Source organism: Streptomyces seoulensis (assembly GCF_004328625.1).
Classification (GTDB): domain Bacteria; phylum Actinomycetota; class Actinomycetes; order Streptomycetales; family Streptomycetaceae; genus Streptomyces; species Streptomyces seoulensis.
Genome location: NZ_CP032229.1, coordinates 655,261 through 682,204, shown reverse-complemented (window position 1 = coordinate 682,204; position 26,944 = coordinate 655,261). Strand labels below are relative to the sequence as shown.

General features: G+C 72.1%; 27 protein-coding genes. 7 read left to right on the top strand and 20 right to left on the bottom strand.

The genetic code is table 11. The features are described 5' to 3' along the window. Positions 1 to 77: 77 nt before the first annotated feature. From D0Z67_RS03165 to D0Z67_RS03150, 4 genes are all read right to left on the bottom strand, one after another. Positions 78 to 1,028, bottom strand: coding sequence for a cytochrome c oxidase assembly protein (locus D0Z67_RS03165; RefSeq protein WP_031181882.1), 951 nt, complete (start codon positions 1,026 to 1,028; stop codon positions 78 to 80). Between the two features lie 105 nt (positions 1,029 to 1,133). Then, positions 1,134 to 2,159 carry a 6-phosphofructokinase gene (locus D0Z67_RS03160; protein WP_031181881.1) on the bottom strand — a complete coding sequence of 342 codons (1,026 nt, stop codon included), beginning with the start codon at positions 2,157 to 2,159 and terminating at the stop codon, positions 1,134 to 1,136. A gap of 212 nt (positions 2,160 to 2,371) precedes the next feature. Continuing rightward, complete coding sequence (locus D0Z67_RS03155) at positions 2,372 to 3,100, bottom strand: type 1 glutamine amidotransferase (RefSeq protein WP_030809066.1); 729 nt, start codon at positions 3,098 to 3,100, stop codon at positions 2,372 to 2,374. Between the two features lie 23 nt (positions 3,101 to 3,123). Further along, positions 3,124 to 4,362, bottom strand: coding sequence for a MurT ligase domain-containing protein (locus D0Z67_RS03150; protein WP_031181880.1), 1,239 nt, complete (start codon positions 4,360 to 4,362; stop codon positions 3,124 to 3,126). A 160-nt stretch (positions 4,363 to 4,522) separates the two neighbouring features. On the opposite strand from D0Z67_RS03150, the gene def reads away from it, so the two are divergent. Continuing rightward, positions 4,523 to 5,062: a peptide deformylase gene (def, locus tag D0Z67_RS03145; RefSeq protein ID WP_031181879.1), complete on the top strand. Its 540-nt coding sequence runs from the start codon at positions 4,523 to 4,525 to the stop codon at positions 5,060 to 5,062. Positions 5,063 to 5,072: 10 nt separating this feature from the next. On the opposite strand, the gene D0Z67_RS03140 is transcribed toward def, so the two are convergent. Continuing rightward, positions 5,073 to 5,717 (bottom strand): TetR/AcrR family transcriptional regulator, encoded by a 645-nt coding sequence (locus D0Z67_RS03140; RefSeq protein ID WP_031181878.1) that lies wholly within the window; start codon positions 5,715 to 5,717, stop codon positions 5,073 to 5,075. A 171-nt stretch (positions 5,718 to 5,888) separates the two neighbouring features. On the opposite strand from D0Z67_RS03140, the gene D0Z67_RS03135 reads away from it, so the two are divergent. Then, entirely contained in the window at positions 5,889 to 7,112 is a 1,224-nt protein-coding gene (locus D0Z67_RS03135; RefSeq protein WP_031181877.1) for an acyl-CoA dehydrogenase family protein, read from the top strand. A gap of 86 nt (positions 7,113 to 7,198) precedes the next feature. On the opposite strand, the gene D0Z67_RS03130 is transcribed toward D0Z67_RS03135, so the two are convergent. The 7 genes from D0Z67_RS03130 to D0Z67_RS03100 form a co-directional block, all read right to left on the bottom strand. Beyond that, positions 7,199 to 7,720, bottom strand: a complete 522-nt coding sequence (locus tag D0Z67_RS03130; RefSeq protein ID WP_031181876.1) for a cupin domain-containing protein — start codon at positions 7,718 to 7,720, stop codon at positions 7,199 to 7,201. 7 nt (positions 7,721 to 7,727) lie between these two features. Beyond that, complete coding sequence (locus D0Z67_RS03125) at positions 7,728 to 8,942, bottom strand: cytochrome P450 (protein WP_031181875.1); 1,215 nt, start codon at positions 8,940 to 8,942, stop codon at positions 7,728 to 7,730. Next, positions 8,939 to 10,003, bottom strand: a complete 1,065-nt coding sequence (locus D0Z67_RS03120) for a type III polyketide synthase (RefSeq protein WP_031181874.1) — start codon at positions 10,001 to 10,003, stop codon at positions 8,939 to 8,941. The genes D0Z67_RS03125 and D0Z67_RS03120 overlap by 4 nt, the downstream gene beginning before the upstream one ends. 228 nt (positions 10,004 to 10,231) lie before the next feature. Next, a complete protein-coding gene (locus D0Z67_RS03115) occupies positions 10,232 to 10,465 on the bottom strand; it encodes a DUF6213 family protein (RefSeq protein WP_031181873.1) in 234 nt (77 codons plus the stop codon). A gap of 25 nt (positions 10,466 to 10,490) precedes the next feature. Continuing rightward, entirely contained in the window at positions 10,491 to 11,876 is a 1,386-nt protein-coding gene (locus tag D0Z67_RS03110) for an NADP-dependent succinic semialdehyde dehydrogenase (RefSeq protein ID WP_031181872.1), read from the bottom strand. Positions 11,877 to 11,951: 75 nt separating this feature from the next. Continuing rightward, positions 11,952 to 12,425, bottom strand: coding sequence for an NUDIX hydrolase (locus tag D0Z67_RS03105; protein WP_031181871.1), 474 nt, complete (start codon positions 12,423 to 12,425; stop codon positions 11,952 to 11,954). After that, positions 12,422 to 13,960 (bottom strand): ATP-dependent DNA ligase, encoded by a 1,539-nt coding sequence (locus tag D0Z67_RS03100; RefSeq protein WP_031181870.1) that lies wholly within the window; start codon positions 13,958 to 13,960, stop codon positions 12,422 to 12,424. Before D0Z67_RS03100 ends, D0Z67_RS03105 begins: the two co-directional genes overlap by 4 nt. 78 nt (positions 13,961 to 14,038) lie before the next feature. Between D0Z67_RS03100 and D0Z67_RS03095 the strand changes: the two genes are divergently transcribed. From D0Z67_RS03095 to D0Z67_RS03075, 5 genes are all read left to right on the top strand, one after another. Beyond that, the gene (locus D0Z67_RS03095) at positions 14,039 to 14,653 is read left to right on the top strand and encodes a helix-turn-helix domain-containing protein (protein WP_031181869.1); all 615 of its coding nucleotides are present in this window, start codon (positions 14,039 to 14,041) and stop codon (positions 14,651 to 14,653) included. Positions 14,654 to 14,758: 105 nt separating this feature from the next. Next, entirely contained in the window at positions 14,759 to 15,730 is a 972-nt protein-coding gene (locus D0Z67_RS03090) for an NADPH:quinone oxidoreductase family protein (protein WP_031181868.1), read from the top strand. After that, positions 15,727 to 16,908, top strand: a complete 1,182-nt coding sequence (locus D0Z67_RS03085; protein ID WP_031181867.1) for an acyl-CoA dehydrogenase family protein — start codon at positions 15,727 to 15,729, stop codon at positions 16,906 to 16,908. The genes D0Z67_RS03090 and D0Z67_RS03085 overlap by 4 nt, the downstream gene beginning before the upstream one ends. Beyond that, entirely contained in the window at positions 16,905 to 18,005 is a 1,101-nt protein-coding gene (locus D0Z67_RS03080) for an acyl-CoA dehydrogenase family protein (RefSeq protein ID WP_031181866.1), read from the top strand. The genes D0Z67_RS03085 and D0Z67_RS03080 overlap by 4 nt, the downstream gene beginning before the upstream one ends. A gap of 101 nt (positions 18,006 to 18,106) precedes the next feature. After that, complete coding sequence (locus D0Z67_RS03075) at positions 18,107 to 18,301, top strand: hypothetical protein (protein WP_031181865.1); 195 nt, start codon at positions 18,107 to 18,109, stop codon at positions 18,299 to 18,301. Positions 18,302 to 18,307: 6 nt separating this feature from the next. On the opposite strand, the gene D0Z67_RS03070 is transcribed toward D0Z67_RS03075, so the two are convergent. The 8 genes from D0Z67_RS03070 to D0Z67_RS03035 form a co-directional block, all read right to left on the bottom strand. Then, complete coding sequence (locus D0Z67_RS03070; protein WP_031181864.1) at positions 18,308 to 18,670, bottom strand: DUF779 domain-containing protein; 363 nt, start codon at positions 18,668 to 18,670, stop codon at positions 18,308 to 18,310. A gap of 71 nt (positions 18,671 to 18,741) precedes the next feature. Then, positions 18,742 to 19,089, bottom strand: a complete 348-nt coding sequence (locus D0Z67_RS03065; protein ID WP_031181863.1) for a VOC family protein — start codon at positions 19,087 to 19,089, stop codon at positions 18,742 to 18,744. A 77-nt stretch (positions 19,090 to 19,166) separates the two neighbouring features. Next, positions 19,167 to 21,152: an N-acetylmuramoyl-L-alanine amidase gene (locus tag D0Z67_RS03060; protein ID WP_031181862.1), complete on the bottom strand. Its 1,986-nt coding sequence runs from the start codon at positions 21,150 to 21,152 to the stop codon at positions 19,167 to 19,169. 212 nt (positions 21,153 to 21,364) lie between these two features. Beyond that, positions 21,365 to 22,915 carry a M1 family metallopeptidase gene (locus tag D0Z67_RS03055; RefSeq protein WP_234312806.1) on the bottom strand — a complete coding sequence of 517 codons (1,551 nt, stop codon included), beginning with the start codon at positions 22,913 to 22,915 and terminating at the stop codon, positions 21,365 to 21,367. 36 nt (positions 22,916 to 22,951) lie between these two features. Beyond that, positions 22,952 to 23,608, bottom strand: a complete 657-nt coding sequence (locus tag D0Z67_RS03050; protein ID WP_031181860.1) for a M15 family metallopeptidase — start codon at positions 23,606 to 23,608, stop codon at positions 22,952 to 22,954. Further along, a complete protein-coding gene (locus D0Z67_RS03045) occupies positions 23,605 to 24,654 on the bottom strand; it encodes a bifunctional GNAT family N-acetyltransferase/NUDIX hydrolase (RefSeq protein ID WP_234312804.1) in 1,050 nt (349 codons plus the stop codon). Before D0Z67_RS03045 ends, D0Z67_RS03050 begins: the two co-directional genes overlap by 4 nt. After that, positions 24,644 to 25,228: an NUDIX hydrolase gene (locus tag D0Z67_RS03040; protein ID WP_051887835.1), complete on the bottom strand. Its 585-nt coding sequence runs from the start codon at positions 25,226 to 25,228 to the stop codon at positions 24,644 to 24,646. Before D0Z67_RS03040 ends, D0Z67_RS03045 begins: the two co-directional genes overlap by 11 nt. Then, entirely contained in the window at positions 25,225 to 26,517 is a 1,293-nt protein-coding gene (locus D0Z67_RS03035) for an NUDIX hydrolase (protein WP_051887817.1), read from the bottom strand. Before D0Z67_RS03035 ends, D0Z67_RS03040 begins: the two co-directional genes overlap by 4 nt. Between the last annotated feature and the right edge of the window lie 427 nt (positions 26,518 to 26,944).

Here is a 26,944-nt window from a genome sequence, read left to right as displayed (position 1 = left end):
TAGTGGTCCGTCCACCACCATCGTGCCCCGGTTCCGCCGCCACCGGCACTCCGATGGCCGAGCCGGTCCGCGCGCGATCAGCCCTCGCGCGCGCTCAGCGAGGCCAGATAGGCGTTGTACGCCTCCAGCTCCTGGTCGCCGTTGCGGTCCGCCGCCCGGTCCGTGCGCCGGGCCTGCCGCTGCTCGGAGCGGTACCACTGGAACAGCAGCGCGATCAGCACCAGCACCGACGGGATCTCGCTGAACGCCCACGCGATACCGCCGGCCGCGCCCTGGTCGGAGAGGGCGTCGATGCCGAGCGAGGCGGGCGGGTTCCTGAAGGTCTCCACCATCGGCTCGGACGCCATCATCAGCGCGATGCCGAAGAAGGCGTGGAACGGCATGCCCGCGAACAGCTCCAGCATCCGCATCAGATGGTTCGGCCGGTGCGGGCCCGGGTCGACGCCGATGATCGGCCAGAAGAACACCACGCCCACCGCCAGGAAGTGCACCATCATGGCGATGTGCCCGGCCCGGGACCCCATCAGGAAGTCGAAGACCGGCGAGAAGTACAGCGCGTACAGGCTCGCGATGAACAGCGGGATCGTGAACGCCGGATGCGTGATGAACCGCATGTACCGGCTGTGCAGCAGCGCCAGCAGCAGCTCACGCGGCCCCTTGCGGCCCCGCCCCGCCGTCGGCAGCGCCCGCAGGGCCAGCGTCACCGGCGCGCCCAGCAGGACCAGGATCGGCGACAGCATGCTGATCACCATGTGCTGCACCATGTGCACGCTGAACATGACCATGCCGTAGTCGTTCAGCCGGGTGCACATCACCAGGGCGATGGTCAGCACACCGACGACGTACGACAGGGTGCGCGAGACCGGCCACGCGTCCCCGCGCCGCCGCAGCCGCAGCACCCCCCAGCCGTACAGGGCGAGCCCGGCCAGGCAGGCGATCAGGAAGAAGGGGTCCGCCGACCACTGAAGCCCCCGTCCCAGCGTGAACGGCGGCAGATCCGGCATCATGCCGTGCCCGCTGTGGTCCATCCGGCGGCTCCTGGTTCGTGGGGGTTGAGCGGTTTCTGTCCGCACTCAGGGTACGGGCGCCCACGCGCCCGCCCGTGAGCGGGGTCCGCTCGGCCCCGCGCGTCCCTACAGCACGCACTCCGCCTCGGCGTACCGCTCCGGCGGGACCGTCTTCAGGGTGCTGACCGCCTCGGCCAGCGGCACCATCACGATGTCCGTGCCGTGCAACGCGGTCATCCGGCCGAACTCCTCGCGGTGCACCGCCTCCACCGCGTGCCAGCCGAACCGGGTCGCCAGCACCCTGTCGTACGCCGTCGGGGTGCCGCCGCGCTGCACATGACCGAGGATCACCGGCCGGGCCTCCTTGCCGAGGCGCTGCTCCAGCTCGACGGAGAGCTGGCGGGCGATCCCGGCGAAGCGCTCGTGGCCGTAGATGTCCCGGCCGCCCTCGTCGAACTCCATCGAACCGGCGCGTGGCTTGGCGCCCTCGGCGGCCACCACGATGGCGAACCGCTTGCCCGCCTCGAACCGGGCACCGACGCGGCGGGTCAACTCGTCGATGTCGAAGGGCCGTTCGGGGACGACGATGGCGTGCGCGCCGGCCGCCGTGCCCGAGTTCAGCGCTATCCAGCCGGTGTGGCGGCCCATGACCTCCACGATGAGCACCCGCTGGTGGGACTCGGCGGTGGTCTTCAGCCGGTCAAGCGCCTCGGTGGCGACGCCCACGGCCGTGTCGAAACCGAAGGTGACGTCGGTCGCCGAGATGTCGTTGTCGATGGTCTTGGGCACGCCCACGATGGGCAGCCCGCTGTCCGACAGCAGGCGGGCCGCCTTCAGCGTGCCCTCACCGCCGATCGGGATGATCGCGTCGAGCCCGAGTTCCTCGACATGGCCCTTGACCCGCTCCACCCCGCCGCGCAGGTGCTCCGGACGGACGCGGGAGGAGCCGAGGATCGTGCCGCCGCGCGCCAGGATGCCGCTGACGGCGTCCAGGTCGAGCTTCAGCCAGTCGCACTCCAGCAGGCCCTTCCAGCCGTCGCGGAAGCCGATGACCTCGTCGCCGTGGTCGACGACGGCTCGGTGCACGACCGACCGGATGACGGCGTTCAGGCCGGGGCAGTCGCCGCCGGAGGTGAGGACACCAATGCGCATAGCCCGAATTACCTTCTCGACGTGGGCCGGGAGGCCGGACCACGTTGTCCGGCGGGTTCCCGGCCAGACTACCGGCGGCAGGGGCCCCTCACCCAGCGGGCGTCCGCCTGCTGGACGCACCCGCACAGGTGAGCGGACGACGCGTCAGGCGGGCCCGCGAAAGCTCACGGGCCCGCCTGACGGGTGTACTGACATGCGGTTGTATGTGCCGATCAGGCCGGCTGCTGCGCCGCCGCGATGCGCTCGTCGCGCAGCGCCTCGTACCAGCGGTCGTCGATCGGCGGCAGGGCGTTGACGTCCAGCGCCAGCTTCAGCAGCAGGTCCGCGATCTGCGGGTTACGGGCCAGCACGGGGCCGTGCATGTACGTGCCGAACACGGTGCCGTTGTACGCGCCTTCGGTGCCGTCGCCGGTGCCGTTGCCCCGGCCCATGGTCACCTGGGCGAAGGCGCGGGCGGTCGGGCCCAGATGGGTGACGCCCTGGTGGTTCTCGAACCCGGTCAGCGGAGGCAGACCGAGGCGCGGGTCGATGTCGCCGAGCACATCGCCCACGCACCGCTCGCCCTCGCCGCGCGTCGACATCACGTCGAGCAGGCCGAGGCCCGGCTCGCGCTGGCCGAGGTCGTTGATGAACTCGTGGCCGAGGATCTGGTAGCCGGCGCACACGGAGAACACGATCGCGCCGTTCTCCACCGCACGCTGGAGGTGCCCGTCGCGGCGCAGCCGCTCGGCCGCCAGCCGCTGCGGACGGTCCTCACCGCCGCCGATCAGGTAGATGTCGCCCGAGGTCGGGATCGGCTGGTCGCTGCGCACGTCGAGACGGGCCACGTCGAGGCCGCGCTGACGCGCCCGGCGCTCCACGACGAGGGCGTTGCCCTGGTCGCCGTAGGTGCTCAGCAGGTCGGGATAGATCCACACCAGCCGCAGTTGGTTGTCGCTCATGGGGAGGTGTTCGCCCTTCTGGCTCAGTTGCCGACGCGGCGGCGCAGGTCCTGGAACGCGGTGTAGTTGGCGATGACCTCGATACGGCCCGGCGGGGCCGCGGCCACGGCCTCGTCGAGGTTCTCGCACACCTGGAAGTGCTGGTTCGCCACTTCCAGGCGGACGGCGAGGTCCAGCTTCCGGTCACCGACGACGAAGATCGGGTGGCCGGTGAGCCGGGTGTAGTCCACGTCCCACAGCCAGGAGGTGTCGGTGCCGTCCGCCCCGCGCGCGTTCACGGAGAGGATCACCGGGGTGGGCGGCGGGTCGATCAGGGAGAAGGTCTCCAGCCAGCCGGCCGGGTTCTTCGCCAGCAGCAGACGCAGGTCGCGGTTCTGGAACTGGACCACGTCGTAGCGTCCGGCGACCGCCTGCACCTGGTACATGCGCTCCAGGGCCACCTGCGGCGGCACCCCGAACACGGCGGCGACGGCGGCCGAGCTGGCCGCGTTCGCCTTGTTGGCGCGGCCCGGCAGCTGGAGGTGGATCGGCCAGGCCGAGCCGTGCGGGTCGAGGACGTGGTCGCCGGAGAGCGCCCAGCTCGGCGTCGGACGGCGGAAGCCGCACTCGCCGCAGAACCAGTCGTCGCCGGGCCGCTGCATCACACCGCCGCAGGACGGGCAGGACCAGGCGTCGTCCTTCCACATCTGGCCGGCCGCGACCCAGACCACGTTGGGGGAGGACGAGGCCGCCCACACCACCAGCGGGTCGTCGCAGTTGGCGACGACGACGGCCTTGGAGCCGGACAGGCCCTCGCGCCAGTTCTCCGCGAGCATCCGGGTCTCGGCCGCGCGGTCCAGCTGGTCGCGGGAGAGGTTCAGCAGCGCGATGCACTTGGGGCTGGTGTCACGTGCCACACCGGCCAGGTACTTCTCGTCGACCTCGATGACGCCGAACTTGGCGTCCGAGCCGCCCGCGAGGGCGGAGGTGATGCCGGCCGGCATGTTGGCGCCGAGCGCGTTGGACACCACCGGACCGGCGGCGCGCAGGGCCTCCGCGATCAGCCGGGTGGTGGTGGTCTTGCCGTTGGTCGCCGACACCAGGACCACGTCCAGGTGGGTGGCGAGCCGGGCGAGCAGGTCGGGGTCGAGCCGCAGGGCGACCTTTCCGCCGATCACCGACCCGCTGCCGCGTCCCGCGGCGCGCGATGCCGCCGCGACCGCCTTGCCCGCGGTCACGGCCAGCTTGGCCCGCGGCGAGAGCGGGTCCGAGTTGCCTGCCATCAGTCCTCGATCCTCCTTGCGTACGCGCCGCGCCTGGGGCCATCCGGCAGCGTGGTGGGGGCCTCAGCCTATCGAGAACCGTTCGCACACCCGAATCCCGGTCCGCCCGGCCCGCCCTCGCGCGTTCGGCGCGGGCCGAACGAACCGTACCCTTGCCGCCATGCGACACCGCTCGATACCGGGTGCCCACGGGCGCGTCCGGCCTCTCACCCTCCTCGGCGACCCCGTGCTGCACGCACCCTGCGGGGACGTCACCGACTTCGGCCCGGAACTCGCGGAGCTGGTGGCGGACTTGTTCGCCACCATGTACGCCCACGAGGGGGTGGGCCTGGCCGCCAACCAGATCGGCGTGGACCTGCGGGTGTTCGTATACGACTGCCCGGACGACGACGAGGTCCGCCACCTGGGCCATGTGGTCAATCCCCGCCTGGTGACCGCCGACGGGCTGGAGTTCCTGGGCCCCGAGGGCTGTCTCTCGCTGCCGGGCCTGGAGGCGGGCACGGAACGGTACGACCACGTGGTGGTCGAGGGCTTCACGATGACGGGGGAGCCGGTCACCGTCGACGGCACCGGGTTCTTCGCCCGCTGCCTCCAGCACGAGTGCGACCATCTGGCCGGCACGGTCTACGCCGACCGCGTGACGGGCCGCCGCCGGCGCAAGCTCGACCGCCAGGTGAGCAAGGCTCCCTGGCACCGGTGAGGCGGGCGGGTCAGAAGCCCGGACCGCCCACGCGGTCACCGGCGGCCGCGAGCCGCCCCCAGAGCAAGTCGGCCAGCGAGCGCACCAGTTCGGCCCGCGAGCAGGGGCGCTCGCCCAGCCACCAGTCCCCGGCGGCGTGCATCATGCCGACGATCCCGTGCCCCCAGACCCGGGCCAGCTGCTGGCTGCCCGGACCGAGGTCCACCCGCTCCTCGATGACCTGCGCCAGGTCCTCGCCCATCCGGCGCAGCAGCGGGGCGCTGTGCTTGCCGACGTCGAAGCCCTGGTCGCCGCCCTGGCCGCCCTCGGAGGGGTGCATCAGGAACCGGTACACCTGCGGGCGGGCCTCGATGGCGGCGAGGTAGGTGTCGAGCGTGGACTCCACCCGCTCCCGGCGGTCGGCCGGAGCGTCCAGCGCGGCGCGCAGCGAGTCGAGCAGGGCGTCGGTGTGCCGCATGGCGAGGGCCGCGTAGAGACCGCCCTTGTCGCCGAAGTGGCGGTAGAGGATGGGCTTGGTGATGCCCGCCTCCGCGGCGATGGCGTTCATCGACGCCTGCGGGCCGTCGCGCAGCACCACCCGGTCGGCGGCCTCCAGCAGCTCCCGCCGTCGTCGGTCGGCGGACCGCTGCTGATCGGTCCGCTGTGTGGTGTCCATGTGGTCTCCCCACCCGTGCTGATTCGGTGACGCCTGCGCAAACTAACACTCACCGCGGGCCTGCCCTCGAACGGGATGCCGAGCCGTCATCCGGAGTTGACTTCACCTACCGGTCGGTAACATACTTCGGTTACCGCTAGTAACATCGTACGCGCCGCCGCTGGAGGGGACATGGCCGAGTTCACCATGGAGCTCAACGACGAACAGCAGGAGGTCCGGGACTGGCTGCACGGCTTCGCCGCCGATGTGATCCGCCCCGCAGCCGCCGAATGGGACGAGCGTGAGGAGACTCCCTGGCCGGTCATCCAGGAGGCCGCCAAGATCGGCGTCTACTCCCTCGACTTCTACGCCCAGCAGTACTTCGACCCCACCGGCCTCGGCATACCGATGGTCATGGAGGAGCTGTTCTGGGGGGACGCGGGCATCGCCCTCTCCATCGTCGGCACCGGCCTCGCGGCCGTGGGCGTCCTCGCCAACGGCACCGAGGAGCAGATCGGCACCTGGATCCCCCAGATGTACGGCGATGTGAACGACGTCAAGGTCGCCGCCTTCTGCTCCTCCGAGCCCGACGCCGGCTCCGACGTGGCCTCCATGCGCACGCGTGCGGTGTACGACGAGGCCAAGGACGAGTGGGTGCTGAACGGCACCAAGACCTGGGCCACCAACGGCGGTATCGCGGGCGTCCATGTCGTCGTCGCCGTGGTCGACCCGGAGCTGGGGTCCAAGGGCCACGCCTCCTTCATCGTCCCGCCCGGCACGCCCGGCCTCAGCCAGGGCCAGAAGTTCAAGAAGCACGGCATCCGCGCCTCGCACACCGCCGAGGTCGTCCTGGAGAACGTGCGGGTGCCCGGGTCCTGCCTGCTCGGCGGCAAGGAGAAGCTGGACGAGCGGCTGGCGCGGGCGCGGGAGCGTGCCCGCAGTGGTGAGCGGGTCAAGAACGCGGCGATGGCCACGTTCGAGGCGTCCCGGCCTGCCGTCGGGGCCATGGCGGTGGGTACGGCCCGGGCCGCCTATGAGGTCGCCCTCGACTACGCCGTGACCCGGGAGCAGTTCGGGCGGCCCATCGTGGACAACCAGGGGGTCGCGTTCCAGCTAGCCGACATGCGGACCTCCATCGACGCGGCCCGGTTGCTCGTGTGGCGGGCTTCCTGGATGGCGGTCAACGGGAAGCCGTTCACCGCGGCCGAGGGGTCCATGTCGAAGCTGTTCGCCTCCGAGACGGCGAAGAAGGTCACCGGGCAGGCGATCCAGATCCTCGGGGGGAACGGGTACACGCGGGAGTACCCCGTGGAGCGGATGCACCGGGACGCGGCGATCTACACGATCTTTGAGGGGACCAGCGAGATTCAGCGGCTGGTGATTGCTCGTACCTTGGCCGGGGTGCCCATTCGGTAACGCCGGGGGGCGCGGGGGTGCTTTGCGGGCTCACGGTTCGTCGTGGCTGGTCGCGCAGTTCCCCGCGCCCCTGAAAGGCACGACTCTCACCGGTGTTTCAACGGTGTGAGTTGCTCTATGTCGTAGCGTCTTCTCAGCTCCTCTATTGCCTTGTGGTCCGGGGGGCCGCCCGCGTCCAGGATCTCCAGCAGCTCCTCGAAGTAGCGTTCGTGGTCCGGTGGGGGAGCGGCCTGGAAGAACATGCGGGCCGGGGTGTCGGTGGGGTTGGCGAAGGCGTGGGGGCAGCCGGGCGGCACGACGATGACCGTGCCCGGCGTCGCCCGTACCACTCTGGTGCCCGAACTCGACTCCCACTTCTGCCAGTTGTCGGGCGTACGGACACGGGGCTCGAAGGCGAGGACGTCGAGTTCTCCGTCCAGGACGTAGAACAACTCCTCGCTGCGCGTGTGCACATGGGCGCCCACGTCGAAGCCCGGCGGGACCTCCACCTCGAAGGTGGAGGCCGTTCGCGAGTGGGTGCCGGTGACCTTGAACGTGACCCGCTGGGCGGCCGTCGCCACGACCCGGCCGTGTCCCGGCGGCACGAGCAGTCCCTCGGTCGTCGTCATGACCGGTTCACCAGGTCACCGGCAGGGACTCGGGCCCCCGGATCAACGCGCCCTTGCGGAAGGGGACTTCCTCCGGCGGCACCGCGAGCTTCAGCCCCGGCACCTGGTCCAGCAGGACGTCCACCAGCAGCTCGGACTCCAGCCGGGCGAGCATCCCGCCCGGACAGTAGTGCGGGCCGAAGCCGAACGCCACGTGCGGGTTGGGGCTGCGCTCGACGTCGATGGTGTCCGGGTCGGGGAACACCTCCGGGTCGCGATTGGCGGACAGGTAGGAGTTGTAGACCGCGTCGCCCGCACGGATGCGGACGCCCCTGATCTCCACGTCCTCCAGCGCGATCCGGGAGAGGCCGACCGCGTTGCGGTGCGGGATGTACCGCAGCAGCTCGTCGATCGCCCTCGGCCGGATCTCCCGGTCCGAGCGCAGCCGCTCCATCAACTCCGGCCGGGTCAGCAGCAGATAGAACATCTGCCCGCTGTTGTTGGTGACCGCCTCGCCGCCGATCTGCAGCAGCACGGCGAGGCCGACCGCCTCCACAAGCGTGATCTCGTCCCGGTCCACGGCCTCGCTCAGCAGCGCGCACACCGAGCCCTCGGGGCTGTGCGCGCCGTGCCCGATGAGGTCGGTGAAGTAGGCGCTCATCTCGCGCTTGGCCCGCTCGCTGACCTCCTTGCCGTGCGCGGAGGACAGGATGAGCTGCGTCCAGTCGTGCATGGAGTGCCGGTCGGCGGCCGGTACGCCCATCAGCTCGCAGATCACCGCGATGGGGAACGGGCTGAGCACCGCGCCGGTGAGGTCGGCCGGCGGCCCGTCCTGGAGGAGTTCGTCCACCAGCTCCTCCAGCATGGCCCGGGACCGCTCCCGGACCCGCTCCACACCCTTGGCGGTGAACGCGGCGGCCACCGAGCGGCGCAGCCGGGTGTGGTCGGGCGGGTCGAGGAAGCCGACCGCGCCCCGGTCCGGGATGAAGTGCGGGGCGAGCCGGGTGACCTGCTTGTCCATCACGGCTTCCCGGCCGAAGCGCGGGTCGTTGGTCACCATGCGTACGTCGTCGTACCGGGTGACCAGCCACGCCCAGCCCTCGCCGTTGGGCAGTTGGATGCGGGTGACCGGGCCCTCGTTCATCAGCTCGGTCAGCACCGGGTCGAAGTCGGTGCCCGCGAGGTCGGTGGCCGGCCACTGCCGGACCGGGGGCGGGGTCCCGGTGAGCGTCTCGTCGGTCATCGCCCCTCCTGGTCCCGGCCGACCCAGCGGCCGACGGTCATCTCGGCGGTGATGCCCGGCCCGAACCCGGCCAGCAGCCCGCGCGCCCGGTGCTCGGCACCCCCGTCGTCGAACAGCCGGCGCAGCGCGTCCAGGACGACGGCGCTGGCGATGTTGCCGTACTCGGTGAGCGTGGCCCGGCTGAACCGGAACGCGTGCGGCTCGACCTTCAGGAACTTGCTGAGGTCGTCGAGTATTCGGGGGCCGCCGGCGTGGATGATGTAGAAGTCCAGGTCGGAGGCGTTCCAGCCGTGGTTGCCCGCGAGCTCCTGGAGCGCCGGGGCCAGCGGCTCCATGGTGGTCGGCACCCGCTTGTCCAGCAGGAAGTGGAACCCGGTGTCGCGGACGTCGTACGAGATCCAGTCCTCGGTCTTGGGGATCAGGTACGAGCCGTTGCGTTCGAGCTGCACCCCCGTGCCGCCCCGGCCGCGCACCACGGCGGCCGCGATGCCGTCGCCGAACAGGCCGTTGGAGAGCAGGGAGCCGACGCCGAGGTCGGTGGGCTGGTAGCACAGCGAGCAGAACTCGCAGGCCACGATGAGGGCGTTGGCCTCCGGGTAGGCCGAACAGAAGTCGTGTGCCCGGTTGATGGCCGCACCGCCGGCCGCACAGCCCAGCTGGGCGATGGGGAGCTGCCGGGTGGTGCTGGAGAAGTCCATCTCGTTGATCAGCCACGCGGTGAGCGACGGCATCATGAAGCCGGTGCACGACACGTAGACGATGACATCGATGTCAGAGGTGAGGAGTTCGGCCGAGTCCAGCGCCTGCTGGATGACCGCGGGGACCCGGGCCTTGGCCTCGGACTCGTACATCTTGTTGCGCTGCTCGAAGCCCGGGTGCTTCAGGGTCTCCTCGATGGGCTGCACGATGTGCCGGGTGCGCACTCCGGTGTTCTCGATCAGACGGAGGGCCAGCGGGAGCTGTGGGTTGTCCGCGTGGTGCGTGCGGGCCAGCTCCAGGGTCTCCTCCATGGTGATCACGTGTTCCGGCACGGACACCGAGGGTCTGCACAAAGTCGCCATGAGCGGTCCCTGCTTTCGCCGTCCGGCGGGCCTTCGTCCGCCGGTCAGAAGGTGGTCCACCCACACTCACCCGGAAGGCCGACGATCTCGCGCCGAATTACTCCGAACCGGCGAGAACAGAGAGTAATAAAGAGCCATCTACGCAGCTCAGGCCCACTGTAAAAAGGGGCGCGGGGAACTGCGCGACAAGCCACGACGGCGCAGCACCCCACCACGAACCCCAAGCCCCTACGGCGCCCCACTGCTGTGGGCGATGCACGCCACATCGATCCGGTCGGCCAGTTTGGCCAACTCGATCGTCAGCTCGGCAACGGTGTCCTCATCAAGCCCCCGCTCACCGGCCTCCACCAGATGCACCCACCGCGCGCCGACGCTGCGCAGCAACTTGCTGACGTCGCCCGCCGACACCCGCAGCGCACCACGCTCGTCCACGATCAGAGGGAGGGTCACTTCGCCGTTCACAGACCGGATCGTATCCGTGCGATCCTCACGCTCCCTGCCAAACGGTGGTGATGTTGCAGAACTCCCGGATTCCCTGCGCGGACAGTTCACGTCCGTACCCGGACCGCTTGATCCCGCCGAAGGGGAACGCGGCGTGCGAGGCGGTCATGCCGTTGACGAACACACCGCCCGCCTCCAGGTCCCGCGCGCAGTGCGCCATCTCGTCCTCGTCCCGCGTCCACACGCTCGAACTCAGCCCGAACGGGGAGTCGTTGGCGATCAGGATCGCGTCCTCCAGGTCCTCCGCCCGGTACACGGTCGCCACCGGCCCGAACGCCTCCTCGCGGTGGATGCGCATCTCGCGCTCCACGCCCGCGATCACTGTCGGCGGGTAGTACCAGCCCACGCCGTCCGGCCGCTCGCCCCCGCACAGGATGTCGGCCCCGCTGCGGCGCGCGTCGTCGACCAGTTCCTCCACGTCGGCCCGGCCCTGCTCGGTGGCGAGCGGCCCGACGTCGGTGTGGTCGTCCATGGGGTCGCCGACGGTGAGGTCCTTCATGCCGGCGACGAACTTCTCCAGGAAGGTGTCGTAGACGTCCGTGTGCACGATGAACCGCTTGGCGGCGATGCAGGACTGCCCGTTGTTCTGCACCCGCGCGGTCACCGCGACCTCGGCCGCCCGGTCGATGTCGGCGGAGGGCATCACCAGATAGGGGTCGCTGCCGCCCAGCTCCAGCACGGTCTTCTTGATCATCTCGCCGGAGGTGGAGGCGACCGCGCGCCCGGCCGGCTCGCTGCCGGTGAGGGTGGCGGCCTTGACCCGCTCGTCGCGGAGGATCTCGTCGACGGCGGCCGAGCCGACCAGCAGCGTCTGGAAGCAGCCGACCGGGAAGCCGGCCCGCTGGAACAGGTCCTCCAGGTAGAGGGCGGTTTGCGGCACGTTCGAGGCGTGCTTGAGCAGACCGACGTTGCCCGCCATCAGCGCGGGCGCGGCGAACCGGATCACCTGCCAGAGCGGGAAGTTCCACGGCATCACCGCGAGCACCGGGCCGAGCGGGCGGTAGACCACGCGGACCCGGGAGGCGCCGGAGTCCTTCACGTCGGCCTCGTCCGGCACTTCGTCGGCGAGCAGCTTCTCGGCCCGCTCGGCGTACCAGCGCATCGCCTTGACACACTTGGCGGCCTCCGCGCGGGCCTGTGCGAGCGGCTTGCCCATCTCGGTCGTCATGATCCGGGCGACCTCGTCGTTGTCCGACTCCAGCAGGTCGGCGGCCCGGTTCAGATGCTCGGCGCGCTCGGCGAACGACGTCGTCCGGTAGGTCCGGAAGGTGGCCTCGGCGAGCTGGAGCCGGCGCTCCACCTCGGCGTCGTCCATCGGCTCGTACGTCTTGACCGTCTCGCCGTTCGCCGGGTTCACCGTGGCGATGGGCATGGCTGACCTCCTGGTGCGGGGTGTGCGTCGACCTTCGCGCGCGGCACGCGATGCCGCAACGCTTCGATCCCCTGTTCAGCCCGAGTGCTCCGCCAGACGGTCCAGAAACGTGCCCTGTCCGGAGACCATCAGCCTCCTGGCCTCCTCGGGGGTGAACCAGGCCACCCGGTCCAGCTCCGGGAACTCCTGGACGCGGCCCGAGTGGGGCGGCCACTCCATGGTGAAGGTGCCGGGCGAGATGGCCGCCGGGTCGAGGTCGGCCTCCACCGCCCAGGCGGTGACGATCTTGCCGTTGCGCTGGGCGATCTCCCCCAGCGGCAGCGCCGGGCCGTCCGGCGGGGCGATGCCCAGCTCCTCCTCGAACTCCCGGCGGGCCGCCTCCCAGGCGGGCTCGTCCGCCTCGTACTCGCCCTTGGGCACCGACCAGGCTCCCTCGTCCTTCGTGGCCCAGAGGGGGCCGCCCATATGGCCGAGCAACACCTCAAGACCTCGGTCGGTGTGGCGGAACAACAGCAGTCCCGCACTGCGCTTCGTCGCACGCACTGTCACGCCTTGACCTCCGGGTGGGCCGCGAGCAGGGACTCCACCGTATCGGCGTCCTCGGGCCGTTTGTCCTCGCGATAGCGGATCACCCGCGCGAACCGCAGGGTCACCCCGGCCGGGTAACGGGTGGAGCGCTGGAGCCCGTCGTAGGCGATCTCCACGACGAGTTCGGGGCGTACGGTCACCCCCCAGCCCTTCTCCTCGACCGCGAGTTCGCCGAGCCGTTCGGTCTGCCAGGCGAGCATCACGTCCGTCATGCCCTTGAAGGTCTTGCCGAGCATCGCGTAACCGCCGTCGGCCGTGCGGGCTGCCAGGTGGAGGTTGGAGAGCTTGCCGGTGCGCCGGCCGTGGCCCCACTCGGCTGCCAGGACCACCAGATCGAGGGTGTGCACGGGCTTGACCTTGAGCCAGGAGGCACCGCGCCGGCCCGCGCTGTACGGCGCGTCCAGCCCCTTGGCCACGATGCCCTCGTGTCCGCGCGCCAGGGTCGCGGCCGAGAACTCCTCCGCCGCCGCGCTGCCCTCCGGCCCGGCCACCAGCGCCCGGCGCACCCGCATCGGCTCCGGCACCAGCCGGGCCAGCTCCGCGTGCCGTTCGGTGAAGGGCAGGTCCAGCAGGTCCCGGCCGTCCACCGAGAGGGCGTCGAAGAAGACCGGGGACACCGGGACCTCCTCGGCCGCCCTGGCCACGTCCACCCGAGAGCCGACCCGGCCGGCCGTCTCCTGGAAGGACCGGGGCCGCCCGTCCGGGCCGAAGGAGATCACCTCGCCGTCCAGCACGAACCGCTCGCCCGGCAGTTCCAGCGCCGCCGAGGTCACCTCGGGCAGCCGGTCGGTGATGTCGTCCAGCGTCCGGGTGTACACGCGCACCTCGTCACCGTCCCGGTGCACCTGTACGCGGATGCCGTCGAGCTTCTCCTCCACCACGCATTCGCCGAGCTTCTCCACCGCCTCCGCGACCGAGGAGGCGCTGCGGGCCAGCATCGGCAGCACCGGGCGGCCCACGGTGAGCCGGAACTCGTCCAGCGCGCCGGGTCCCTCGGCCAGCAGAGCCTGGGCGACCGTCTGGAGCGAGCCGGCCAGCATCACCGCCCGCCGTACCGTGGCCGGGTCGGCCTCCGTGGCGCGGGCCAGCCCCTCCACGGCGAGCGCGTCCAGGGCGCCCTGGCGGACCTCGCCGGTCAGCAGGCCCCGCAGGAACCGCTGTTCGTCCCCGGTGGCCGCGCCCATCAGCTCGTCGACGATCCGCGCCCGCTCGGCCTGCGAACCGGCCCCGGACACCGAGGCCAGCTCGGTCAGCAGGGCGTCCACCCCGCGCACGGTGAGCGTGGGCCGGTCGGCGGGCGGCACCTCGCGGCCGAGCACCTTCCAGCCGACGCCGATCCGCCCTTGCGGCAGCCGTCCCGCCAGATACGGGATGACCACGGGCACGTCGTCGGGTTCCGCGTCCCGGAAGAGTTCCGCGAGCAGATCCGTCTTGCGGGTCCGGGACGCCGTGGCGGCGACCTGGCCCGACACTTCAGCGAGCCGGGTGAGCAGCATGCAAGCAATGTGCACCGCGAAGGCCCCGCTCACACCTGCCGGATTGACAAACCCCCTTGCCGAATCTGCAATAAGGGCATGAGTGAGACGAGTGACGCGGGCACGGAGAGCACCGACGAGGTGCTGGCCGCCGTGGGCCCGAGACTGCGGCGCATCCGCAAGGAACGGGACGTGACGCTGGCCGCGCTGTCGGAGACCACCGGCATCTCGGTCAGCACCCTCTCCCGGCTGGAGTCCGGCCTGCGCCGCCCCAGCCTGGAACTGCTGCTGCCCATCGCGCAGGCCCACCGGGTCCCGCTGGACGAACTGGTCGGCGCCCCGCCGGTCGGCGACCCCCGGGTGCGGACCGAGCCGGTCAAGCGGGACGGCCGCACCTTCTACCCCCTCACCCGGCGCCCCGGCGGCCCCCAGGCGTACAAGGTGATCGAACCGCGCCGCGACCGGCAGCCGGACCCGCGCACCCACGAGGGGTACGAGTGGCTGTACGTCCTCTCCGGCCGCCTCAGGCTGGTGCTCGGTGACCGTGACGTGGTGCTGGGGCCGGGAGAGGCCGCCGAGTTCGACACCCGTGTCCCGCACTGGTTCGGGTCGGCGTGGGACGGGCCGGTGGAGTTCCTGAGCCTGTTCGGGCCGCAGGGGGAGCGGATGCATCTGCGGGCGCGGGCGGGGCGGCGGTCCGAGGGAGAGGGCTGAGGGTTCCGCTGTTCCGTTGCCCGGCGGCTGTTCCCTGATCGGCAAGCGACCGCTTAGTATGCCCAGGACCCCGGTTCAGACGAAGCAGTCCCGTGGAGGCCCGGCATGCAGGCATGGCAAGTGCACGAGAACGGCGAGCCGCGCGAGGTGATGCGCCTGGCGGAGGTGGAGACCCCCACGCCCGGCGAGGGCCAGGTGCTGCTCCGCGTGCGTGCCGCCAACGTCAACTTCCCGGACGCCCTGCTCTGCCGGGGCCAGTACCAGATCCGGCCCCCGCTGCCCTTCACGCCCGGCGTGGAGATCTGCGGCGAGACCGAGGACGGCCGCCGCGTCATCGCCAACCCCGCGCTGCCGTACGGCGGTTTCGCCGAGTACGCGCTCGCCGACGCCCGCGCGCTGCTGCCCGCGCCCGAGGCGCTGGACGACGCCGAGGCCGCCGCCCTGCACATCGGCTACCAGACCGGCTGGTTCGGCCTGCACCGCCGGGCGCACCTGGAGGCGGGGGAGACCCTGCTCGTGCACGCCGCCGCGGGCGGTGTCGGCAGCGCCGCCGTCCAGCTCGGCAAGGCCGCCGGGGCCCGGGTCATCGGTGTCGTGGGCGGCGCGGACAAGGCCGCCGTCGCCCGCGAGCTGGGCTGCGACGTCGTCGTGGACCGGCGTACCGAGGACGTGGTCGCCGCCGTCAAGGAGGCCACCGGCGGCAAGGGCGCCGACGTGATCTACGACCCCGTCGGCGGGGACGCCTACGCGCAGTCCGCCAGGCTCGTCGCCTTCGAGGGCCGGATCGTGGTCGTCGGCTTCGCCAGCGGCACCATCCCGAGCCCCGCGCTCAACCACGCCCTGGTGAAGAACTACGCGATCCTGGGCCTGCACTGGGGTCTGTACAACACCAAGAACCCCAAGCTGGTGCTGCGCTGCCACGAGGAGCTGACCGGGCTGGCCGCGCGCGGCGCGATCAAGCCGCTGGTCAGCGAGCGCGTACCGCTCGCGGGGGCGGCCGACGCCGTGCAGCGGGTCGCCGACGGCGTGACCACCGGCCGGATCGCCGTCCTGCCGCAGAACGGAGACACCGCATGACCGACGCCGCCGAACTGCGCCGCCGCACGCAGGAGTTGCTGGCCGCGCACCCGCCCGCCACCACCGACCGGCTCGGCTTCCTCCGGGCCCGCTTCGACGCCGGGCTCGCCTGGGTGCACTACCCGGAGGGCCTCGGCGGACTCGGCGCCCCGCGCTCCCTCCAGGCCGTCGTGGACGAGGAGCTGGCCGCCGTCGGCGCCCCCGACAACGACCCGCGCCGCATCGGCATCGGCCTCGGCATGGCCGCCCCGACCGTGCTGCGCTACGGCACCGACGAGCAGAAGGCCCGCTTCCTGCGCCCGCTGTGGACCGGTGAGGAGGTGTGGTGCCAGCTGTTCAGCGAGCCCGGCGCCGGTTCCGACCTGGCCGCGCTCGGCACCCGTGCCGTCCGGGAGGGCGAGGACTGGGTGATCGACGGGCAGAAGGTGTGGACCTCCAGCGCCCACCTGGCCCGCTGGGCCATCCTCATCGCCCGCACCGACCCGGACGCGCCCAAGCACGCGGGCATCACCTACTTCGTCTGCGACATGACCGACCCCGGCGTGGAGGTCCGGCCGCTGCGCCAGATCACCGGCGAGGCCGAGTTCAACGAGGTCTTCCTCACCGGCGTCCGCATCCCCGACAGTCACCGCCTCGGCGAGGTCGGCGACGGCTGGCGGGTGGCCCAGACCACGCTGATGAACGAACGCGTCTCCATCGGCGGCATGCGCCTGCCCCGCGAGGGCGGCATGATCGGCCCGGTCGCGAAGACCTGGCGGGAACGCCCCGCACTGCGCACCCACGAACTGCACCAGCGACTCGTGAAGCTCTGGATCGAGGCCGAGGTGTCCCGCCTCACCGCCGAACGCCTCCGCCAGCAGCTCAACGCGGGCCAGCCCGGCTACGAGGGCTCCGGCATGAAGCTCGCCTTCGCCCGCCTCAACCAGGAGATCAGCGGCCTGGAGGTCGAACTCCGGGGCGAGGAGGGGCTGTTGTACGACGACTGGACCATGCGCCGCCCCGAACTGGTCGACTTCACCGGGCGCGACGCCGGATACCGCTATCTGCGCTCCAAGGGCAACAGCATCGAGGGCGGGACCAGCGAGGTCCTGCTGAACATCGTCGCCGAGCGCGTCCTCGGCCTGCCCGCCGAACCGCGCACCGACAAGGACGTCCCCTGGAAGGACCTGGCCCGATGAGCACGCCGAACGCCGAGCCCGACCTCCTCTACTCCGAGGAGGAGGAGGCGCTGCGCGCCGCCGTCCGCGACCTGCTCACCGACCACTGCGGGCCCGCCGCGGTGATCGCCCGCACCGAGTCGGACACCCCGTACGACCCCGCCCTGTGGAAGCAGCTCGCGGAGGGCATGGGCCTGGCGGGGCTGCTGATCCCCGAGGTGCGGGGCGGCCAGGGCGCCTCGCACCGCGAAGTCGCCGTCGTGCTGGAGGAGTTGGGGCGGGCCGTCGCCCCCGTGCCGTACCTCACCAGCGCGGTGGTCGCCACCGAGGCGCTGCTCGCCTGCGACGACGCCGAACTGCTGGAGCGGCTCGCCTCCGGCCGCACCGTGGGCGCGCTCGCCGTCTCCCTGACCACCGCGCCCGGCGCCCCCTTCGCCACCGCGCGGGTCGAAGGCGGCTCGCTGCACGGGGAGTTGACCTCCGTCGCGGACGCGGTCGCGGCCGACGTGCTGCTCGTCCCGGCTGACGACGACAACCTCTACGCGGTCGCCGCCGACGCGGTCACCCGCACCCCGCGGATCCCGCTCGACCTCACCCGCCCGCTCGCCACCGTCACCCTCGACGGCGCCCCCGGCCGCTCCCTGGGCCCCGCCGAACCCGCCGTGCGGCGTGCGCTGCGGGCCGGTGCCGGACTGCTCGCCTCCGAGCAACTGGGCGTCGCCGACTGGGCGTTGACCGAGACCGTGCGCTATCTGAAGGAGCGCAAGCAGTTCAACCGGCCGGTCGGCGGATTCCAGGCGCTCAAGCACCGGCTCGCCCAGCTCTGGCTGGAGGTGGTCAGCCTCCGCGCGGCCGCCCGCGCCGCCGCCGACGCGCTCACCACGGGCCACGACACCGGCCTCACCGTCGCCGTCGCGCAGTCCTACGCCTCGCCCGTCGCCGTCCACGCCACCGAGGAGGCGCTGCAACTGCACGGCGGCCTCGGCATGACCTGGGAACACCCCGTCCACCTGTATCTGAAGCGGGCCAAGGCCGACTCCCTCGCCTACGGCAGCGCGGGCGCCCACCGCGAGGCCGTCGCCGGCCTGGCGGACCTCCCGATTCCCGCGTCGGGCTGACACCACCCTTACGGGGGACACGTCAGCGCCCCGGAACACCCCTCCGCTACGCCACACTTGCGGCCGAACGCCGCACACCGGGCGTGGCGGAGGAGGTTCCGATGGCTGTTTCCATCTCAGTGGTGCTGCTGCTCCTGATCCTGGCAGTGGTCTTCATGCGCAACGGCGCGCTGAAGATCTCCCACGCCCTGGTCTGCATGATGCTCGGCTTCTACCTGGCCAGCACCAGCATGGCCCCCACCATCAGCAACGGCCTCACGGCCACCGCGGATCTGGTGAGCGGGCTGCGGCCGTGACGCCGGTCAGCCGCCGATCACCCGGGAGCGGATCAGGAAGCGGACGCCCTCCGGGGCCTCCAGGGAGAACCCGCCGCCCCGGCCGGGGACCACGTCCACGATGAGCCGGGTGTGGCTCCAGAGCTCGTGCTGGGACCTCGACATCCAGAAGCCGACCGGTTCCGGGACACCGTCCAGGGCCAGTTCGGCCAGCAGGACGTCGGAGGCGCCGGTACGGAACTCGCCCTCGGGGTAGCACATGGGCGCGCTGCCGTCGCAGCAGCCGCCGGACTGGTGGAACATCAGCGGACCGTGCTGCTCGCGCAGCCTCCGCACCAGTGCGGCCGCCTCGGGCGTGAACTCGACGCGCTGACTCTCTTGCGTTTCCACGGTCACCGTCCAGGAAGAGCGGGGCGTCCGACACCCCCAGTCTGGGCGCTCGCCGGGAGGCAGTCCAGCGGTCAGCGATGGCTCAGGACGTTCACCACGCGGCCGGCCGGGTCCCGGACGAAGAAGCGGCGCACCCCCCACTCCTCGTCGGTCAGCGGGTGCACGACCTCCGCGCCCCGCTCCAGGAACGCCGCGTACACCGCGTCCACGTCGTCCACCTCGATGCTCAGATCCGGGGCCACCGGGGCCGTGCGGTCCTCGTCCATCAGGCTCAGTTGCGCGACGGGGTTCGCGGGCGAGCCCAGGGTGGTGATCCAGCCGTGGTCCATGAGCCGCTCCAGCCCCAGCACCCCGTAGAACGCCACGCTCTCCTCCCGCGCGGCCGCCGGGAGGTTCGGCACCACACGCCGTACGGACATCACATGTCTCCTTCGCCGGTCGGGGCAGGCAAGCGGCCGGGGCCGGACCTCGTGGGTCCGGCCCCGGCCGCAGTGTGTCAGTTCCTGGACTTCGGCTTGGCCGGTTTCGGCGCACCGGCGGCCGCCGGAGGCTCCTTCACGTCCACGTCGCTCGCCCGCACGTAGGCGAGCCGGTGGTCGAGCTGGATCTCGTAGTACTCCTCCTGCCCCTTCACCACCGGCGCCGGGGCGTCGCCGAATGAGGACCGGTCGACGTAGGTGCCGTGCACGACCGACTGGGTCACATACCGCTGACCCTCCTGGATCGTGTACGGCAGCGGCGCCTCCTGCTGCTCGTCCATCCCGTCGGGGTACGCCGACTCCTCCGGGAGCGCCCGCCCGAACACCGGGATCTCGTGGCGGCCCTGCTTCGGCGTGATGGTCCGGGCCCGCTCGCCTACGGCCGTCGGCTGGTCCTTCGGGTTCTTGAACCACGCCTTGTGACCCTGGAACCAGATCGCCGTCCAGTCGCCCTGCCGCCCGGCCACCGCGAACTGCTGGCCCGCCGACACCCGCGAACCCAGGTCGTTGACATCCACCGTGGTGTCGTCACCGTCCGGCTTGCGGCCCGGGTCCTGGATCAGCCCGGAGTCCTCGCTCGGCTCGGTGTGCAGCCGGACCGCGCTGGAGCCGTGCGGCGCGCACTTCTCGCCGCTCTCCACACACCCGGTGAACACCGGCTTGTGCTTGGCGTACTCCGGAAGGATCATCACCGCGTCGCTGTCCGGGCCCGCCGTCGCCTTCAGCGGCGCGCCCAGCAGGTCGAAGTAGTGCCGCCAGTCCCAGAACGGGCCCGGGTCGTCGTGCATGTCCGGGATGGTGTCCTCGGTCGGCGCCGGCACGTTGTCGTGGCCGAAGATATGCTGACGGTCCAGCGGGATGTCGTACTTCTTCGTCAGGTACTTCACCAGCCGGGCCGAGGAACGGTACATCTGCTCCGTGTACCAGGCGTCCGGCTGCCGCAGGAAGCCCTCGTGCTCGATGCCGATCGAGCGGCCGTTCACGAACTGGCTGCCCGAGTGCCAGGCCGCGTCCTTGGTCTTGACGTGCTGGGTGACACTGCCGTCGCTGGACCGGATCGAGTAGTGCCAGGACGCCTCCGTCGGGTCCTGGACGGTCAGCAGCATCGAGGCCAGCGGCGCCTCGGTGTCATGGATGACGATGTACTCGATCTTCTGGTCCTTGGGCCGGTCGGCCAGGTCGTGGTTGCCGTACGCCTCATCGTCGATCCGTACGTACGGCGCGCTCAGCCAGGAGCACGACAGCTCCGCCGGGCACTCCACGTTCTTCGAGCGGGACGCGCCCGCTGCCCCGGCCTTCGGGCGCACCTGGGGGCTCGCGGCCAGGACGACATGCTGACCGGCGTCCGTGACGCGGTTCGCGCCCTTGCGGATGATGTCGAAGACATCGTTGGCATAGGTCGCCGCCGACCCCGCGTCGCTGGAGCCCGGGAAGCGCGAGACCGCGTCCCACCAGTCGGCCGGGTCGTTGCTGAGCGGCTTGCCGAGCTTCTGCTGCGCCGCCGCGAGGAGGGCCGCGCCACCGCGCACGTTCGCGGCGTCGTCCGTGCGCAGCCGCTCCACCGGGAGACCGACGAGGTCGGCCGCCCGCCGCAGGTCGGCGGAGCGCCGGGCCTCCTCGGCCGCCTTCTGCGCCGGGGAGGGGCTGGGCTTCTGCACCTTCGGATGGGGTGTCACATGGTGCGGCGGGGTGGCGGCCGGCGGCCCGGCGGAGTCGACCAGGTGCATCGGCCCGTAGCCGCCGATGACGCTCGGCGCGCCCTGGTGGGAGTCCCACCGGGACTGGAGGTAGGACACCCCCATCAGGACGCTGCGGGGGACGTGGAACTCCTTCGCGGCGGCGGTGTAGTCGTCCTGGAGGCGTTGGTCGTTCGGACCGCCGGAGTCCTCCGAGCGGTCGATCAGCAAGGGCACCAGAAGCGCCGCCGACGCGGCGGTCACGCAGACGATCCGCCGATGCCCGCGCATGGCACTGGACAGGCGGGGGGCGACGCGTTTTCTCATACGGGTGGCTCCAACGAGGTTCGGCGCGGCCGGGACATGCGGCCAGGGCGCGAAGGAGGGCGCGCCCCGCATGTCACCCCGCTCACGTTTCCTTGCCTCGCGCGCCGCGTCGCGCCGAGCGTCACTGGCGTGGACCAGCCCCCGCGCTCAGGCCACCCGGTCGGCGGCAGCGGACCCCGCCGGGTGGGGGCAGCGCTTCACCCCCGCACACCTCACCCCTCCTCGACCGGGTCCACCCGCCAGTCCGGGCGGTTCGGCATGGGCGGGGTGTGCGACCCGTACAGCCACGGGGTCAGAAAGCCCGTCAGGTCCTGTCCCGCCACCTTCGAGGCCAGCGCGATGAAGTCCCGGGTGCCGGCCACCCGTCCCCGATACGTCGTCACCCAGGCTTTCTCGACGCGCTCGAAGGTGTCCGCGCCGACCTTCTCCCGCAGCGCGTACAGCACCAGCGCCGAGCCGTCGTAGCGCATCTGCCGGAACAGGCCCTCCTCGTGCGGCTCGGCGGGGGCGCCGTCGTCGTGCCGCCACTGGTCGTGCTGCTCGTAGGCCGAACGCATCATGTCCGCCAGGCTCGGACCGCCCCGCGTGTCGGCGTACAGCAGCTCGTAGAAACGGGCGTGACCCTCGCTCAGCCACAGGTCCGACCAGCGGCGGACGGCCACGCTGTCCCCGGTCCAGTGGTGAGTCAGCTCGTGTACGAGATTGCGTTCGGCGGCGACCTGATCCCCCAGCAGGTCCCCGCTCGGCACCACCGAGAGGGACTGCGTCTCCAGCGCCACCGGCAGCTCGCCGTCGCCCACCAGCACGCCGTAGCGCCGGAACGGGTACGGGCCGAGCCGCTGCTCCAGCCATGCGAGGTGGTCCGGCGTCAGCGCCCGGTACGCCTTGGTCTCCGTCACCAGCCCCTCGGGCACCACGTCCCGCAGGGGGAGCCCGCGCGGGCCGGTGCCGTCGACCACGTCGAACTTCCCGATGGCCAACTGGACCAGCTGCGGGGCGACCGGATGCTCCGAGTCGTACGTCCACCGCACCCGGCCGTCGCGTTGGGGCGCGCGGGTGACGAGCCGTCCGTTGGCCACCGCCGTCAGGCCGGGCGGGGTGGTGACGTGGAAGGTGAACGGCGCGCGCAGGCTGGGGTGGTCGTCCGCCGGGAAGATCATCCGGGCGCCGTTCGGCTGCGGGGAGAGCACGGTGCCGTCGGCCGTGGGGACCCAGCCGTAGTCCTGGATCGCGTCGGTGCGGTGGCGGTGCTGGGTGGGGTCGGCGGTGTAGGTGACCTTGACGGTGAAGGTCCGGCCCCGGCCGAGCGGCTTCGCCGGGGTGACGACCAGTTCGTCGCCCTGACGGGCGGTCCTCGCCGGTGCGCCGTCGACCGTGACTCCGCGCAGGGTGTTGCCCGCGAAGTCGAGGTCGAAGCGGGAGAGGGCCTGGGTGGCGGTGGCGCTGATCGTGGTGGCGGCGGCGAACGGGGTTCTCGGTGCCTGCCAGTCGAAGTCCAGGGTGTAGCGGCGGACCGTGTAGCCGCCGTTCCCGTCCAGCGGCATCAGCGGGTCGCCGATGCCGGGGGCTCCGGGGGAGGGGACGTCCCGGGGGCCGGGGGCGGGGTGGCCGGGGAGCGCTGCGGGGGAGCGGGGCTCGTCCTCGGACAGGTCGAGCGCGAGGACGACGCCGCCCGTGATCCCGAGGACACAGGCAAGCGCGAGCACCGCGCGACGGCGGCCGCCGCCCCGCCGTGCGCCGTTCTGAGGGGGCGTGAGGGTCATGGGCGGCACTATGCCAGCGATGGGGCGATATGCGGCTTATATGGCTTCCGGTTCGGTGGGGCCGTAGGGCGCGGTCGGGTTGTTCGTCTGGAGCGCCCAGTAACGGTCGCCCCAGCTCCAGTGCCACCACTCCGTGGCGTAGTTGACCAGCCCCGCCTCCGACAGCACGAGGGCCAGCGTGTTCCGGTGGGCCGTGGCCTCGGCGCCGATGTTGGTGGCCGAGGTGTAGCAGGCGCCCTCACTCTCCACCGGGTCCGCGTTCATCCGGGTGCCCAGGTCCAGTTCGTTGCCGTCGGCGTCCATCAGGGTGAGGTCCGCGGCGGCACCCGCGCTGTGCGGGGCTATCTCCGGCGGGGAGACGAACCGGCTCGCCTCGTCCCGGACGCGTTCCTGGGACCAGCCGGGGTTGTCCCGGCCCAGCACAGCGGCGTACTCCTCGAAGTACCGGTGCTGGAGACCGGGCGGCCGGTACCCCTCGACGAACAGCAGCCGCATCCCGTCCGGCAGGAGCGACTGGGCGTGCAGCAGGCGATGCAGCACCCCCTGGCGCAGATACGCGAAGGCGCCCGAGCCGTCCTCCTTGCGCGGGTCGACCCGGAGCGCGCCGTGCGCCCGGACGTCGACCAGCGGCTCGCCGCACTCCCGCACCGGGACCGCCGCCACCCGCTGGTCCGACATCAGTACGACGCTCATTCCGTCCCCCAGTCCCAGGTGTCGAAGTAGGCCGCCACACCGGTGCGGCGCGCCTCCATCACCGCGCCGAGCCGCGCGAAGTCCCGTGGGGGCATCAGCGGCCGCCACTCGGGAAGCGGCAGCACCCGCACCTCGTCGTGCTCACGCGGGTCCAGCACGATGTCCCGGAGCCGCGCCTCGTCCAGCCGCCCGCCGTCGAAGACGAGCCCCATCGTGCTGTACGGCCACTCGGCGCCGGGCAGCCCGTACACCGTGGCCAGCAGCCGGGGCGGGCCGGCGAGCTCGATGCCGGTCTCCTCCCGGCACTCCCGCACGGCCGTCTCCCACGGCCGCTCACCGGGGTCCATCGTGCCGCCCACCAACTGCCAGGGGTGGGTCGCGCTGTAGACCCCGTGCAGCTGGACGGGCCGGTCGTGGAGGTCGGTGAAGAGGACGCAGGCGAATCCGGTGGCCTTCATGACCGTCTCGGCGTACTGCTCCGGCGGCAGCCACACATGGCCGGTCCGCTCGTCCACCCGCCCCCGGGCCACCGGCTCCGGCCATGTCATCCGCATGGGCGCCAGGCTGCCGCAGAATCCCGAGGCACGGAAGAGCGCCCCCACGGCGCTGGGCGTGTCGGCCTCCACGGGTGCCACCCCCTCCGCCCGGAGCCGGCCGAGCAGCGTGGTCAGGGCCGACCGGGCGTGTCCCCGGCGGCGCCACGATGGATGCGTGGCGACCGTGTGCACCCGCGCCGCCCGCCCGGCGGGCGACGCCGGTTCGGGCAGCACGGGGTGGAGCAGCGCGAGGGCGCAGGAGGCGAGCGTGCCGTCCGGGGCGTCGACGACCGAGGCCCGCGCGTCGCCGTCCGGGGCCAGCCGGGCGGCCAGCGCGGCGCCGGAGCGGACGACCCACTCCTCCGGCAGCGGCTCGGCGAGGACGAAGGAGGACCGGAGCCGGACGATGCCCTCCGCGTCGGCGGGCGTGGCGAGTCGTGCGACGGGCGCGGTGCCGGGGTGCGCGCCGCCGAGGTGCCGGGGGCGGACGGGCAGGGCCTCACTGCTCACGATGCGTCTCCAAGGGGTGGGGCGGGGCCGGACTCCGCTGGGCGGGCAGTGGATCGACGCCGGGGACGGCCTGGCGCCGGTCCGCCGCCGGGTCGTGGGCGATCGGGTCGCCCGGCCGCTGGAAGTGCACGGCCAGACGCTCCCCGGACCGGTACGCGTCCAGACCGGCCCGGCAGTACGCCACCGTCTCGGCGGGCAGCTCGTCCAGCGGGACCCAGGTCATGGCGTCGCAGACGTCCGGCTCCACGACGCGGGGCTCGCCCGTCCAGCGCCGCACCTCGAAGAAGAAGCCGACGCGGGCCGAACCGACGGGCGCGCGGTGGTGGACGGTGACGGCGGCGCGCACGTCGGCCCGGCCGATGACGACACCGGTCTCCTCCCGCGCCTCCCGGATCAGCGCGTCGACCACGTCCTCGTGCGGGCCGTCCAGGTGCCCGGAGGGCAGCTGCCAGAGCCCGGTCGCGTACACCGGCCCGGCCCGGCGCGACACCAGCACCTCCGGACCGGCGCCGGTCTCCCGGCGCAGGATCAGGTGGACGTCCACGGGCACCGTGTACCGCTGCCGCCCGCTCATGCCGGGCACCAGCCGGTCTCCGAGTAGCCACGGCCGGCACGTATGCCGTCGATGACCGTGCGGGCGTAGGGCACGAGCGGTTCCGGCAGCCCGTCCGGGTCCCACCAGCGCCAGGCGAGGCACTTGTCGGGCTCCCGCAGCCACGGTGTCCCGCCCAGGCGGCGGGCGCGGAATACCAGTTGCATGCGCGGCCGCGCGCTCGGCCCGTGCAGCACGTGCACCACATGGGCCAGCTCCAGGTCGGCGGGGTCGATCAGCAGCCCGGCCTCCTCGTACGCCTCCCGCACCAGGCACGCGGCGGCCGACTCCCGCTCGCAGTGCCCGGCCAGGAAGTGCCAGGTGGAGCCCGCGAAGGCCGAGTCGGGGTGGCGCAGCCCGAGCAGGACGCGGCCGTCGGCGTCCTCGGCGTACAGATGGACGCCGACGATGTTCAGCTCGGTGCCGCCCGCGTCCGGTGCCTTCGCCGGACGCGGGATCACCGGGGCCCGCGCGGCCGGGCCCGCCGCGTGGCGCAGGATCAGATCACGCGTCCCGGGGCTCAGCCGCAGCCGGTGCAGCATGTCCGGGCGGAACCAGCGCAGCAGCACCCCCTCGGTCAGCCCCACCCCGTCCGGATCGCCGCTCCAGCGGCCGGAGAAGACCTGGACCGGCACGCACAGCCCGTCGGTACCGGTGGCCTCCTCCACGGCGTACGGCTCCAGACCGGCAAGGTCGAGCCCAGACACCTCCTCGGCCAGCTCGCGGCGGAGGGTGTCCTCCAGGGTGCGGTCCTGAGGCTCCCGGCCGCCGCCGAGCAGGGCGAAGGCTCCCGGCTCCCAGATGCCGGGGATGTTGTCGCGCAGGTGGAGGAGGTAGCGGCCGTCGCCGTCGTGGATCAGCGCCGAGGCGTTCACCGGCTCCGGTTTACCGTGCAGCTTCAGCCCGCTCAACCTGTTCCGCAGGTAGCCGGAGTCGACCTGCTCGACCGGTGACCAGTCCGCGTCGGGCAGCGGTTCGGGCAGCTCGCGGGACAAGTACAGGGCGAACGTGACCTCGTAATGCGCCGGCCCGACCGTCTCGACATGGACCGGGGTGGTCAGCAGCTCCGGGGTCAGACACAGGTCGCTCCGGGCGAGCCCGGTCCGCTCGGTCACCGCTCGCAGCGCGGCGTCCAGCAAGGTGCGGTCGCCCGCACCGGCCCGCGCGCCGGGCAGCTCCGCGGGGTCTCGTACCCGCAGGACCCGCCCCTCGCGGTCGACGACGAGCGCGCGGCAGGTGAGGTGGGCGGAACCGGGGGCGAACGTACTCATGTCGTCGACCTCCTCCATCCGGGTGGGAAGTGAACTGGTGCTCTAAAAACGCCCCGGACACCCGCCTTGTTACGGCTCCGTCGACCCGAATTCCGGAACGTGTGTTCCCGTCCCCCGCTCGGCCAGACGCGCCAAGGAGCGCCGTTCCCAAACTCAGTCGATCGAGGGAAGCGCACTCCGGGCGCCGCGCTCCGCCCCCGCGCACCCCGTCCCCGTCAGAGACCCGTCAAAGCCGCGCCCCCACACGTAAGGGAGGCGTCAACGTGGGCCTCCGACCCCTCGGAGCAGGGGTTTCCTCGAAGGGTTCCTCTTTCGACACCGAGTCCTTTCGACACCGAGTCCGTTCAGGAGTCCCAAGATGGCCGACCTGGCCTTCGTCGTCACCGTGCTCGCGGCGTTCGCGCTGGTGGCACTCGTCGCCAAGGGG